The following is a 12,038-nucleotide window of genomic DNA, read 5'->3' as shown; positions in this document are numbered from 1 at the left end:
CTGTTGTCTCAGAAAAGTTAAAAGTGCTTTTAAAGATTATTTACATAGTACACTTAATATGGCATCTTTTTGAACACGCACTTTTAGCCATTATACAAAAAAATCATGAAGAATACTGTCAAAAAACGTCAAATGTTATATTTTATTTTTGAATCATTTTTTCAAACAACGTTTCAATCCCTTGATAATTCTGTGTTTCATACATATGAATTAACTCTTTATAAAAAAAATTATGATTGCTGATTTCTTGTTCAACTGCCAAAAATTCATACATTAAGCTCCATACTTTTGCTAATAGTTTATTGTTGGATTTCTTAAAAATACATTGAAAAAAAATAGCATGCATATCTTTTAGCGAGTCTGCTTCTTGATAAATAATAGCTTGTAAATAAGCTACATCTTGCTTTGTTATATTCCAAAAAGCTAGTTTCGCAGCTTCTTTTTCCAAAATTGTAATGACATCTGCTAAATTCAACCTCGTTTGTTTCTCTTGTAAGATAAAGGAAGCAAGTAATTCCACAGTTTGAAAAGACTGATATGTACTTAAAAATGTTCCTTCACCACGTCTGGTTTCTATTAATCCTAAAAATTCCATTGCACGTAACGCTTCTCGAATAGAAGATCGGCCAGCACCAAGCGTATGCGCAAGCTCCCTTTCGGAGGGGAGCTTGTCACCAGGCTGTAAATGTTGCGCATCCATGTATTGACGGATTTTTTGGAGAATTCCTTGGTATGCTTTCTGTTTATGAGACATGGACACAGCCATGATTCACTCCTTTTAACAGATTACTTATTCTCAATTTGCGAGAGCTTTCTTGTTTTTTCAGCTATCTCTTCAGGATCTATTTCCATTCTAGCCACTCCGGATTCCATAGCAGCTTTAGCTACGCTTTTAGCTACAATAGGTGCTACTCTTGGATCAAACGGAGCTGGAATAACATAATTTTCGTCTAATTCACTTTCGGTAATTAGTGATGCAATTGCTTCGGCAGCTGCAACTTTCATTTTTTCATTAATTCTTGTTGCCCGAACATCAAGCGCTCCTCGAAAAATACCTGGGAAGGCAAGTACATTATTTACTTGGTTTGGAAAATCAGATCTGCCTGTTCCAATAACTTTCGCACCAGCTTCTTTTGCATCTTCAGGCATTATCTCAGGTTCAGGATTAGCCATTGCGAAAATTATTGAATTATCTTTCATTTTTGCAACCATATCCTTGGATAACGCCCCTCCAACAGATACACCAATAAACACATCTGCTCCCTCAAGCATTTCTTCTAGACTGCCTGATTTCTTGTCTTGATTCGTGAACGTTGCTACGCGTTCCTTCACATCATTCATACCTTCTGCACGACCCTCATAAATGGCTCCCCTTGAATCACACATTATCATGTCGCGAACACCGAAGAAATAAAGCAATTTAATAATAGCGATTCCAGCTGCCCCTGCTCCGTTAGCAACTACTTTAATATCTGAAAATGATTTCCCAACTAACTTTAATGCATTAATTAATCCAGCAACAGTAACAATAGCTGTTCCATGTTGATCATCATGGAAAATCGGAATGTTTGTCTCTTTTTTTAATCGTTCTTCAATAGTAAAGCATTTTGGTGCAGCAATATCTTCTAAATTCACGCCACCAAATGTCGGTTCTATTACTTTAACTGCTTGTACAATTTCTTCCACGTCTTGGGTGCCTAAACAAATAGGAAAGGAGTCTACACCGGCAAAGCTTTTAAATAACACAGACTTTCCTTCCATTACAGGAAGTGCAGCCTCTGCCCCGATATTACCAAGACCTAACACTGCTGATCCGTCACTAACAACGGCAACCATATTTCCTTTCATGGTATAGTCATAAACTGTGTCTACACGATCGTGAATTTCTTTACATGGTTCAGCTACTCCTGGAGAGTATGCTAGACTTAACTCATCCGCATTCGTAACAGGCATTTTGGAATCCGTCGTTAATTTCCCTTTATTAACTTTATGAACATGTAGCGCTTTATCTCGTAAGCTTGCCATTTTTCATCTTCGCTCCCTTTCATAGAAAAAATAATTTCTTCCATCCATCAGTGGTCTGACCACCAGTAACTACTACATTATAACAGATGCTCCGTTTCTGTAAAACAATGCTGTTTTCTAATCAGGATACTTAGTACATCTATATTTGAATTAACAAACAAATGCCTTTTCCTCCTAAAGTTACTTTTTCATCTCAATCATCCTTCGAAAACTTTCATCCAACGTTAGAGCAATGAACAAAAGATTACCTTATGGGTTGATATTAGATACCTATATGCCCACTAACTTTTAGAGCAGGCTAAATAGTCACTTTGTCATATACAACTTGATGGATACCGAAGTAGTCTTGTAAACGCTGGATGCAAAGTAAATTCGGTGCAAGGTTGTATTCCTTGGATAATTGGTACGTTTGTTGTAGACTTTCTTGAAAAACAATTACTGGAGTATTTCCAGGGAAATAACGAGCTACCTCGCTAATTTTAGCTAAGTCTGCTTTAATATCTTTTCCTGTTAATTTTATAAACAGCCGATCTGTGCTTGTTTTATCTTCTAAAACAGACTCTTCAAAACTTTGGATAGCAGATAATAATGTTTGTAGTCCATTGCTTCTAGCCTCCAGCTTACCTTTTGCTACTACTAGCATACCTTCTTCCCACCAACGATGGACTTGTCGATATAATTCAGGAAAGACAACTGCCTCCATTTCATCTGTTTCATCACTAATGGTAATAAAGGCCATTGGGTCGCCACGTTTTGTACGGATAGTTTTGATAGATTGAATAACACATGCACTTCTATGTTTAAAACCATGCCCTCTTTTTCTAGCTGCATCTATGGTAATATACCCTGCTCGCTGTAGTTGTTTTCGATAAACTGTAACAGGATGACTAGATATATATATACCGAGTAATTCTTTTTCATCAGATAGTTTTTTTATTACCGAGAAATCCTCTATTTCTACATAATCGCCTTCCAATTCAAGGTTGTTCGTTAGTAAGCTTACCTGCTCTTGGAACTCACCAAACAACTCACCTTGCTCGATTGCTTGGTCAATAGTTGCTAATAAGCTAGCACGATTTTTATGCAGCTCATCAAAAGCTCCTGATAGAACTAATAGCTCAATGATTGTTCGGTTAATTACTTTTAAGGAAGTACGTAAGCAGAAGTCGAATAAATTTTGAAAAGGTCGCTCTTTACGTGCTCGAATAATTTCGGAAACTGCCTGATTTCCTACCCCTTTAATTTGTAACAAACCCATTCGGATGTGTTTTCCTTCGACTGCATATTTTCCAAAACTATTATTGATCGATGGACCAAGTAATTTTATATGCAGTTCCTTTATTTCTCTCCGATACAAGGTAATTTTCTGATGTTGTTGCATCGAAGCACTTAATAATTCAGCGAAAAAAACTTGCGGATAATGACATTTTAAGTATGCTAGCTGATAAGAAATACGACTATAAGCCACAGCATGACTCCGATTAAATCCGTAATTCGAAAATCGGACAATCCAAGCAAATAATTCATTTGCTACCGATTGACTATACCCTTGCTGTATGCATCCATTAATAAACGCGGATTTTTGTTCTTCCATGACCTCTTCTTGTTTTTTACTTACTGCCCTTCGAAGTAAGTCAGCCTGTCCAAGGGAGAAACCAGCAATGCGATGAGCAATTTGCATAAGTTGTTCCTGGTAAATTAACACACCATAGGTTTTTTCTAAAATAGTTGCGAGATCTGGATGTGGATAAGAAATCTTTTCTACACCATGCTTCCGGTTTATATAAGTTTTAATGAAATCCATTGGTCCAGGACGATATAATGCGTTAACTGCAACTATATCTTCAAAATGAGTTGGCTTTAAATCTTGTAATACTTGCTTCATTCCCTGTGATTCCAATTGAAACACACCGTTTGTTCTTCCTTGTTGCAACAATAAAAAGGTTTTCCGATCTTCTTGAGGAATTTCTTCTAATGAGACAGCCTTTTTATATTCGTAACGTATTTTTTGCAGTATTTGTTCTATGAGAGTTAAATTTCGTAAGCCTAATAAGTCAATTTTTAATAAACCTATAGCTTCGACATCATTCATTGCATATTGTGTTAAATACATTGTACCAGCACCAGAAGTTAAAGGTGCATATTCCATAAGCGGTTCTTTAGAGATAACAATTCCAGCTGCATGAGTAGAAATATGTCTAGGGATACCTTCTAGCACCGTAGCTACCTTAAACAAACGACGTAGCACTTCCGAATGCTTTATATAATCTTTTAATGCACTTGAATCTTGAACAATTTGCACAAGATTTTTTTTCGACTGCACTGGAATGTGCCGTAACACAAAAGCAGCATCTTGTTTATTAATATCCATCGTTTTTATAAGCTCGCGCATTAAAGAGCGGGCAGCAAACGTTCCAAATGTAATGATTTGCGCTACGTGCTCTGAGCCATATTTCCTTTGTACATAATCCACAACTTCCTCTCTACGTGTATCCGAGAAGTCGATATCAATATCAGGCATTGTCATTCGATTTGGGTTAAGAAAACGTTCAAATAACAACTCATATTTGATAGGGTCAATATCTGTAATTCCTAATAAATAAGCCACCAAAGAACCAGCTGCTGATCCTCTTCCAGGCCCAACGACAATGTTATTTGTTTTTGCAAAATCAACCATATCTGCAACAATTAAGAAATAATCACTAAACCCCATTTGTTCAATAATATTAAGTTCATGATGTAAACGTTCTCGGATCTCATCTGTTACTTTTGTATATTTTTGTGATAAAACTGCAAAACATTTCTCTGTTAAATAACAATGAGGCTGTTGGTTTTCTGGAAGCGGAAATGAAGGCAGATGTTGTTGTTCAAAATTAATATTTAAATTACATTTTTCTACAATGCTTGCAGTTTCTTCAACCGCCTCAGGCCACTCAGAAAAATACTGTTGCATTTCCTTTTCTGAACACAAATGATGATTACGCCATTTATCATCAACATAAGTGCCATCCCAAATTCGCTGTACTTTCATCGCCCGTAAACAATCATACGCAAGCACATCTTTTTTATTCAAATATCGAACATCATGCATAGCCACAACGGAATCATGATACATTTCTTGAAACTGTTTTACCTCTGCAAAAAAAGATGGGTGATTACTTCCATCGCCATAAGACTCTAATGCTATATAAAAGTCGTTCTCACCAAAAGCTTGTCTATATGCGGATATATATTCATTCAGTTCAACAAAGGATTTATTTCGCAATTGTTTTACTATATTGCCATGATTGAAAGAGAGAATGCCGACACAATCTGCAGTATATGTTAAGAGCTGTTCCACTTCTATGAAAGACAGTTCTTCAGTTCTTAGCCAGGTACTTAATTTAATTAGTTCTTGAAAACCTTGATTTGATTTCGCTAAAATAACCATTTCGTGAGCTTCTTCTTGGCTATCGCCTACTAAAATAGTCAAACCAATAATTGGCTTCAAACCGTTATTCTTTGCAGCTTTATAAAACTTGATCGCCCCATGAAGCACTTGTTCATCTGTTAGTGCTAAAGCAGTATAACCAAGTTCTGCCGCTCGTTGCACCAATTCTTCAATGGTAATTGTACTGTTTAACAAGCTATAGCTACTGCGTATTTGTAAATGTGTAAAAACCATTGTATCCCACCTTCACATGCTCTATCCCATATTATATCAATCAATGAAGAACGTGCATAAGGAAAAGCCGCGGTTAGCATAACTTGTTCTATTGTTTCATAAATATATAGTAGCAAATATACCATTCCTATAAGTAGAAAACAACAGACATTAGCGTTTTGGTTACAAGCACTAACTTAGCTCTTTGACAAGCATCAGCTATAAACCAAAAAACCTTATACGTTCCTATAGTGCAAAAAAGACAACCTTTTACAATTTTCATGATTTATCCACAATCTATAAGCATATGCTTTACTATCTATTCATTTTTTATAAAAAAATCGCGTTACGTTATATGGAGGAGAAACAAAGAGGGGGAAATGATAAACATGGAAGAACGCTTTTTTGAAACATTTATTCATTGTTATTTTATAGCTTTTGGCGTAGTTATTGGCGGATCCATCCTCGGAAGTGTAGGTGCATTTATTACAGGAAACGCGCCGTTAACAGAGATCGGGCGAATCGCAGTGCAGTTAAGAATATGGGCTATCGTAGCAGCTATTGGAGGAACATTTGATGCAATAGCAAATTTTGAAAGAGGCATTTATGACGGCTCTACCATGGACTTATTTAAACAAGCGTTATTTATCCTATCTGCAATGGGAGGAGTAAAAACAGCTATTTTACTTCTGAATTGGTTAACACAGGAGGATATAGCATAATGCACATTCCTCCATATCATAAAAAAGTGACATGGCAACGTTTTTTTGTAGGAGTAATGGTTGGAGGGGTAATAGCCTATTGTATCTTGCTTTATATGTACGGAACAATGTATGAAGATCTAATTATCCGAACGAATCATATGCAAAGTGAAATAAGTCAATTAAGGAATCAAAATGAATCACTTCTTGCCGATAATGACGAACTTAATGAAAAATCAGTAAAGCAAGTTGCTATTGAATCCATCTCATTTACGGTCGAAAATACAGAAGAATTACGAATAGATCGCTTAATTGCAGGTAAATTAGAAGAACTGGTACAAGAGGAATTAAAACATATTATAGGGAAAGATTTATCTATAATTGCTGAAAGTGATAGCTTAATTGTAGCTTCATTAGAAAATAAAACATTTACTGTTGAAGAGTTTGATTACACTCTTTCCGTTAACAAACTCATTATCTCTAATAATATCAAAATAATGGCTAATGCCAAACGTTCAGCATAGCTAGACTAATAGTACCTCTTATAAAGTATGTGAAATTGAAGGAATATTACTCTTTATAAGAAACGGCTTCCATAAAACATGGACGATATGATCAAAAGAATCCCTTTCAAAAAGGAAATTGCTTTTATTCATGCAATTTTTGCACAATGTATAAACTGATTGTAAATAAGCAAAAAGCAACGATACCAGATAATATGACCTGTATCCAATTTACTTTATCATAAAATAAGCAAGAAACTAAACTGTAAATAATGATAATTGCAAAAGCAAAAACAGACGCTCCACCATACACTTTAAAATTCATAATCATCCTCCTTCTAGCTATTGGAAAATAGCTATTTTTAGAATTCAATAAAAGGCTTGAGGATTTCTTTTATCTTCGCGCGCTTGTTCCGAAAAACTTGGCTATTTGTTTCATGCAAAAAAAGCGTCAACCTTATACGAAGTATGTAGTAATCACTAGAACTACATCATATGCATTTTTTGAACGTTTTATGAAATATCGGAAAATTGTTCATGTTTAACATAATAATCGTTTATACTTATAGTAAGTAAACATTTTTATTCCCGTTTATATTCAAAAATTATATATTACAGAGCCATCTGTCGTTTCTAGCTAATGAGTATAGAAAGGAGTTGATGAAACATGTGGGTAATAAGCCGCAGACAACAAAGAGATGAAAAAATAGCACGTTTGAAACAAGGTGATTCTGCATTTGCAGAATCTCAAGAATTAATTCGATTAATAAAGCGAGATATTGAAAAAGAGCATTTAGAAGTAATCTGTGAAGAAACTGCTTCTGGTTGCTGGTTTATACCAAAGAACAGGAGTAAAACTTCCTAAATTAGAATGTATAACCCTCTCAAAACTTGGTATTCATAAAAACCCACTCTAATATCGCATTACATGCGCTTCGCAAGCGGGATATTTGAGAAGGGGATGCAACTCCCCCTTCTGTTTCTTTATTTCCAGTGCCTTACTAACACTTCTCTTCCTAATAATGCTACGCTTCGTAAGCTTCCACTATCATCTGTAAATCAGCAATTACTTGATCTGCCTCTTCCCACGTTATTACAGTCGCACCAGAGGCCATTGGATGACCGCCACCATTGTACTTGGTTGCTAATTCATTAATGCTTGGCCCTTTAGACCTTAATCGAACGCGAATGCTTTTTTCTTCTTCAACAAAAACAACCCATGCAACAATCCCCTTCACATCTCCCAAAGTACTAACCAACTGACTCGTTTCATTTGGATCAATACCGTATTGTCGCAATAACTCTTTGGTTAATTTTACATAAGCCATTCCAGTGTCATCTATATAAAATTGTTGGTATATGTATCCTTTCAATTTGACTAAATTGTGTTGCATGCTATACAAATTGTCGTATATAACAGAACGGTCAAAGTGATGCGTAATCAGCTCCGCAGCAGCTTTAAATGTCTTCTCCGTAGTACTTGGATATAAAAATCTTCCTGTATCTCCTACAATGCCAGCATACAACAGACGGGCAACATCATCCGTAAGTGTAAATCTGTTATTTTCAGAAGATGTATAAAGTTCGTAAATCATTTCGCTTGTAGAGCTTGCTTTTGTATCCACCCATTGTATGTCTCCATATTCATCGACATTCGGATGGTGATCAATTTTAATAATCTTGTCTCCTAAAGTAAATCGCTGATCAGAAATCCGTTCCCTATTTGCTGTATCACATACAACAACAAGCGCACCTTCATATTGTTCATCAGAGATTATATCCATTTTTGCCAAAAAGGATAAAGAAGCTTCTTCTTCTCCGACTGCATAAACTTCTTTATCAGGAAAAGAATGCTTAACTAATTCCTTTAACCCCACTTGAGAGCCAATTGCATCAGGGTCTGGTCGCACATGTCGATGAATGATAACGGTAGAATATTGTTGAATTAACGCTAATATATTCTTCAAAAAGATCACCTACTAGAAAATGATTTTGTCTATCTGTAGAAATTTTTTTTTATAAAAGGTAAAATGGACAAAGAATCTAATCTTAGATTCAACTGCACTACATATACATTACAAACCACAATAAGATTTGTTGAACATGAATGAAGGGAGAAGTTATATGTTTATTTTTGCAGTAATTACCGTCACAGCATTTGTGCTTTGGATTTATTACAAAGTAGCTATTTTAAACACCAAAGACGGCTTAAAACAAGCTTATTTTAACGCAAAATCACGTATTTGTTTAGGTAGCTTCCTCGTAGCCTTTACGATTAATCAATACATTTATTACGAAACACGTATTTCACTATTCGTTGGAATTGTATTTCTTGTTTTTGCTATTCCCCTTATTAGTCGAGGAATCAAAGAAGTTAAACATTATAAAAGTGAATGGAAGCGATTAAACATGTCCCAATGATTTACGTTAACCATCGTTAGCTACTGTTGCGACTTTACACTAGTCTATGTAAATTTTGGATGAGGCAGAAAGTATTTATTGCCTCATCCACTTTTATTATCTAGCTTAAAGTGAGAATCTCTCTCTTTTTTAACCACACTGGTTGTTCGTAGTCCATATTTATGACCGAAAAGCTTGTTCCAAAAAGAGGCGTTTGGTGCTGCTGCATGATTTAAACTTGTCCAATATACATATTATTGTTTGGATCAGAAGACTTGCAGTATGTTATAAAGTTAACGATTCATTAATTGAGCCATTAATAATCCTTTACTGGCAAGTTGCTGTTCCTCATATACTTCAATATCAATCTTAGCATACACTCTACCAATTTCTAATAATTTAGGCTTGATACGTAACGTGCTATCAATTTGCAGGGGCTTAATAAAATAAATCGTTAAATTTTCGGCTACTAAGTCTCCTTTTTTATCCTGTAGCAATAATCTCCTGCTCGCTTCTGTCATTAAAGCTGTACAAACACCACTTGACAATGTTCCGAGTTGATTAGTCATTTGCGGGGCAACTTTCGTTTCAAAAACACCGGGTTCACTCTCTGATTCTACTATGTTTCGCGACACAATATCATCAATCGTCTCACCAATCTGGGGTTGACGTTGATTTTGTTGAAGCGCTTTTAATACGTCTTGCCTAGATATTATTCCCTGTAAATGATTTTGCTCATCTGTTACAGGGATCACTTCAATTCCTTCCCATACCATTAGGTGAGCGACAGAAGCTAAAGAAATATTCGTTTGGACGGTTTTAGGCTGTTTACTCATCACCTTACTAATGGAAGTATCATTCGATTTCCCAACCACATCCTTTGACGTGACGATACCTAAAACCCTCCTCCGATCGTCTACAACCGGAAAACGCGTATGCTTTGAATAATTATTTAAGGCATACCAATCCTCTACCTCGTTACCTTCTTTTAGGTAAAAAGCTTTTTCATAAGGTGTATAAATATCCTCTACCAACACAATTTCCTTTTTTATTAATTGGTCATAGATCGCTCTATTTATCATTGCAGCTACCGTAAATGTATCATAACTGGTTGAAATGATAGGCAATTTTCTTTCATCGGCCAACCTTTTTATGTCTTCTGTCGTATCAAAGCCTCCCGTAATTAAGACTGCGGCTCCTTCTTTAATAGCTAGTTCATGTGCTTTTGTACGGTTACCTACAATTAACAAGGCATCTGCCTCTGTATATCGCATCATGTCTTCTAGCTGCATGGCTCCTATAACAAATTTATTTAAAGTTTTGTGTAACCCTTCTCTTCCGCCTAGAACATGCCCTTCTACAATATTGATCAATTCAGCAAAAGTCAATTGTTCAAAATTATCTTTTTTCTTTTGTTCAATTCGGATTGTGCCTACACGTTCTATCGTACTAACGAGTCCTTTATTTTCTGCATCTTTAATGGCACGATAAGCTGTTCCATCACTCACGTGCAAATCTTTAGCAATTTGTCTAACTGAAATTTTATGACCTACGTCTAAAGAATGAATATGCTCGATAATTTGTTCATGTTTACTTTTCATGGCACATACACCATCTTTCAACTGTACTAATAAATTATTTACCATTTATTATACAGTTGATCTTATAGAAACTCAATGATTATAGGTTTTTCGCTGTTTTTCTCTTTTCTGTTCCATTATTGGAGGCTGAATTATTTGTAATAAAGAAGCGCTATTTGCACCAATTACAAGCAAAAATAAGAATAGCCAACTCCCCCAAAACAATTGCTCAATAGAAGTGACACTTTGTGGTATAAATGGCCAAGCTACGTATAACAAAAATCCAGCAATCAAGATTCTTAAAAGCGCATACTGTCCTTTCATTTATTTTCCTCCTTTCATCGTTTTAGACCTTTAGCTACCGTTTAATGTAGCGTAAAAAAACGTGTCATATACCAATGTATCATCGCATCTCCATAGAAATAAGCAATCCATGTCCCGATTACTATATAAGGAGCAAATGGTGTTGGCTTACCTAAGCTTATTTGATTATATGCTAGTAACACTAAACCAATGATTGATCCAATAATACTTGCAAGGACGAAACTGAGAACAAGGTTGGTAGTACCTAACACGATGCCAAGTAATCCAAATAATTTCACATCCCCCATTCCCATCCCGCCGTGGCTTACAATAACCACCAATAACGGGATAAGCAAACCTACTAGCCCACCTTGAAATGTATCCCACCAAGGATCTAGCGGCTCTAGGACACGCAACAACATAAACACTGGAAGAAAAAATAATAGTAACTGATTGGGAATAACCATGTAGAAAATATCAGATACGAGGCAAATGATAAGTAATGAGCTAACTAATAAAGCAACAACTAATTCCGGGTTCCAACCAATGATAGAATAGCTTATCGTAAACATGGCTGCAGTCAATATTTCAATGATAGGATATATGGAGGAAATTTTATTTTTACAATGTCTGCAACTACGTTTTAAAAAAGCATAGGATAAAACAGGAATTAATTCAAACCAGCTTAGCCTTATACAACAATTGGGACAGCATGATCGCTCTGTTGTAAACGGCTGCTGCTTCGGCAAACGAAGACCAACAACAACAAAGAAAGATCCAAATATAAAACCGCTTAATGAGAAAAATAACAGTCGAACTATTTCCACTACATCATCTCCTTGAATAATAAACCAAGTTTTCCGCCTATATTTTTCGTGTATTT

At 35.6% G+C, this 12,038-nt stretch carries 12 protein-coding genes; 4 read left to right on the top strand and 8 right to left on the bottom strand.

The features are described 5' to 3' along the window. Positions 1 to 142: 142 nt before the first annotated feature. From B2C77_RS08830 to dnaE, 3 genes are all read right to left on the bottom strand, one after another. The gene (locus tag B2C77_RS08830) at positions 143 to 766 is read right to left on the bottom strand and encodes a FadR/GntR family transcriptional regulator (protein ID WP_077703288.1); all 624 of its coding nucleotides are present in this window, start codon (positions 764 to 766) and stop codon (positions 143 to 145) included. A gap of 20 nt (positions 767 to 786) precedes the next feature. Beyond that, positions 787 to 2,025, bottom strand: a complete 1,239-nt coding sequence (gene ystJ / locus B2C77_RS08825) for an NADP-dependent malic enzyme (RefSeq protein WP_077703287.1) — start codon at positions 2,023 to 2,025, stop codon at positions 787 to 789. Positions 2,026 to 2,323: 298 nt separating this feature from the next. Further along, on the bottom strand, positions 2,324 to 5,689 hold the full coding sequence (gene dnaE / locus B2C77_RS08820; RefSeq protein ID WP_077703286.1) for a DNA polymerase III subunit alpha: 3,366 nt from the start codon (positions 5,687 to 5,689) through the stop codon (positions 2,324 to 2,326). 368 nt (positions 5,690 to 6,057) lie between these two features. On the opposite strand from dnaE, the gene ytrH reads away from it, so the two are divergent. Together ytrH and ytrI are read left to right on the top strand one after the other, a co-directional pair. Further along, positions 6,058 to 6,390, top strand: coding sequence for a sporulation membrane protein YtrH (ytrH, locus tag B2C77_RS08815; RefSeq protein WP_073010088.1), 333 nt, complete (start codon positions 6,058 to 6,060; stop codon positions 6,388 to 6,390). Then, positions 6,390 to 6,893 (top strand): sporulation membrane protein YtrI, encoded by a 504-nt coding sequence (gene ytrI / locus B2C77_RS08810; protein WP_077703285.1) that lies wholly within the window; start codon positions 6,390 to 6,392, stop codon positions 6,891 to 6,893. The genes ytrH and ytrI overlap by 1 nt, the downstream gene beginning before the upstream one ends. Before the next feature lie 124 nt (positions 6,894 to 7,017). Here ytrI and B2C77_RS08805 read toward each other — a convergent pair whose 3' ends face one another. After that, entirely contained in the window at positions 7,018 to 7,197 is a 180-nt protein-coding gene (locus B2C77_RS08805; RefSeq protein WP_077703284.1) for a hypothetical protein, read from the bottom strand. A gap of 342 nt (positions 7,198 to 7,539) precedes the next feature. On the opposite strand from B2C77_RS08805, the gene B2C77_RS08800 reads away from it, so the two are divergent. Continuing rightward, a complete protein-coding gene (locus B2C77_RS08800) occupies positions 7,540 to 7,737 on the top strand; it encodes a YtzJ family protein (protein ID WP_077703283.1) in 198 nt (65 codons plus the stop codon). Positions 7,738 to 7,897: 160 nt separating this feature from the next. Here B2C77_RS08800 and B2C77_RS08795 read toward each other — a convergent pair whose 3' ends face one another. Next, positions 7,898 to 8,845, bottom strand: a complete 948-nt coding sequence (locus B2C77_RS08795; protein ID WP_077706870.1) for a DHH family phosphoesterase — start codon at positions 8,843 to 8,845, stop codon at positions 7,898 to 7,900. 151 nt (positions 8,846 to 8,996) lie between these two features. Between B2C77_RS08795 and B2C77_RS08790 the strand changes: the two genes are divergently transcribed. Beyond that, complete coding sequence (locus B2C77_RS08790) at positions 8,997 to 9,293, top strand: YtpI family protein (RefSeq protein ID WP_077703282.1); 297 nt, start codon at positions 8,997 to 8,999, stop codon at positions 9,291 to 9,293. Positions 9,294 to 9,565: 272 nt separating this feature from the next. On the opposite strand, the gene B2C77_RS08785 is transcribed toward B2C77_RS08790, so the two are convergent. The 3 genes from B2C77_RS08785 to B2C77_RS08775 form a co-directional block, all read right to left on the bottom strand. After that, positions 9,566 to 10,873, bottom strand: coding sequence for a DRTGG domain-containing protein (locus tag B2C77_RS08785; RefSeq protein ID WP_077703281.1), 1,308 nt, complete (start codon positions 10,871 to 10,873; stop codon positions 9,566 to 9,568). A gap of 72 nt (positions 10,874 to 10,945) precedes the next feature. Then, positions 10,946 to 11,176: a hypothetical protein gene (locus B2C77_RS08780; protein WP_077703280.1), complete on the bottom strand. Its 231-nt coding sequence runs from the start codon at positions 11,174 to 11,176 to the stop codon at positions 10,946 to 10,948. 41 nt (positions 11,177 to 11,217) lie between these two features. Continuing rightward, positions 11,218 to 11,982: a prepilin peptidase gene (locus tag B2C77_RS08775; RefSeq protein WP_254843956.1), complete on the bottom strand. Its 765-nt coding sequence runs from the start codon at positions 11,980 to 11,982 to the stop codon at positions 11,218 to 11,220. Positions 11,983 to 12,038 lie beyond the last annotated feature (56 nt).

The organism is Virgibacillus dokdonensis (assembly GCF_900166595.1).
Classification (GTDB): Bacteria; Bacillota; Bacilli; order Bacillales; family Amphibacillaceae; genus Virgibacillus; species Virgibacillus dokdonensis.
The sequence above is the reverse complement of the archived record's forward strand: the minus strand, read 5'-3'. Positions and strand labels throughout refer to the sequence as shown.

What these genes read in the sequence shown, in the direction of transcription:
- B2C77_RS08830 (WP_077703288.1), bottom strand. Translation starts at nt 766, where the DNA reads ATGGCTGTGTCCATGTCTCATAAACAGAAAGCATACCAAGGAATTCTC.
- ystJ (WP_077703287.1), bottom strand. Translation starts at nt 2,025, where the DNA reads ATGGCAAGCTTACGAGATAAAGCGCTACATGTTCATAAAGTTAATAAA.
- dnaE (WP_077703286.1), bottom strand. Translation starts at nt 5,689, where the DNA reads ATGGTTTTTACACATTTACAAATACGCAGTAGCTATAGCTTGTTAAAC.
- ytrH (WP_073010088.1), top strand. Translation starts at nt 6,058, where the DNA reads ATGGAAGAACGCTTTTTTGAAACATTTATTCATTGTTATTTTATAGCT.
- ytrI (WP_077703285.1), top strand. Translation starts at nt 6,390, where the DNA reads ATGCACATTCCTCCATATCATAAAAAAGTGACATGGCAACGTTTTTTT.
- B2C77_RS08805 (WP_077703284.1), bottom strand. Translation starts at nt 7,197, where the DNA reads ATGAATTTTAAAGTGTATGGTGGAGCGTCTGTTTTTGCTTTTGCAATT.
- B2C77_RS08800 (WP_077703283.1), top strand. Translation starts at nt 7,540, where the DNA reads ATGTGGGTAATAAGCCGCAGACAACAAAGAGATGAAAAAATAGCACGT.
- B2C77_RS08790 (WP_077703282.1), top strand. Translation starts at nt 8,997, where the DNA reads ATGTTTATTTTTGCAGTAATTACCGTCACAGCATTTGTGCTTTGGATT.
- B2C77_RS08785 (WP_077703281.1), bottom strand. Translation starts at nt 10,873, where the DNA reads ATGAAAAGTAAACATGAACAAATTATCGAGCATATTCATTCTTTAGAC.
- B2C77_RS08780 (WP_077703280.1), bottom strand. Translation starts at nt 11,176, where the DNA reads ATGAAAGGACAGTATGCGCTTTTAAGAATCTTGATTGCTGGATTTTTG.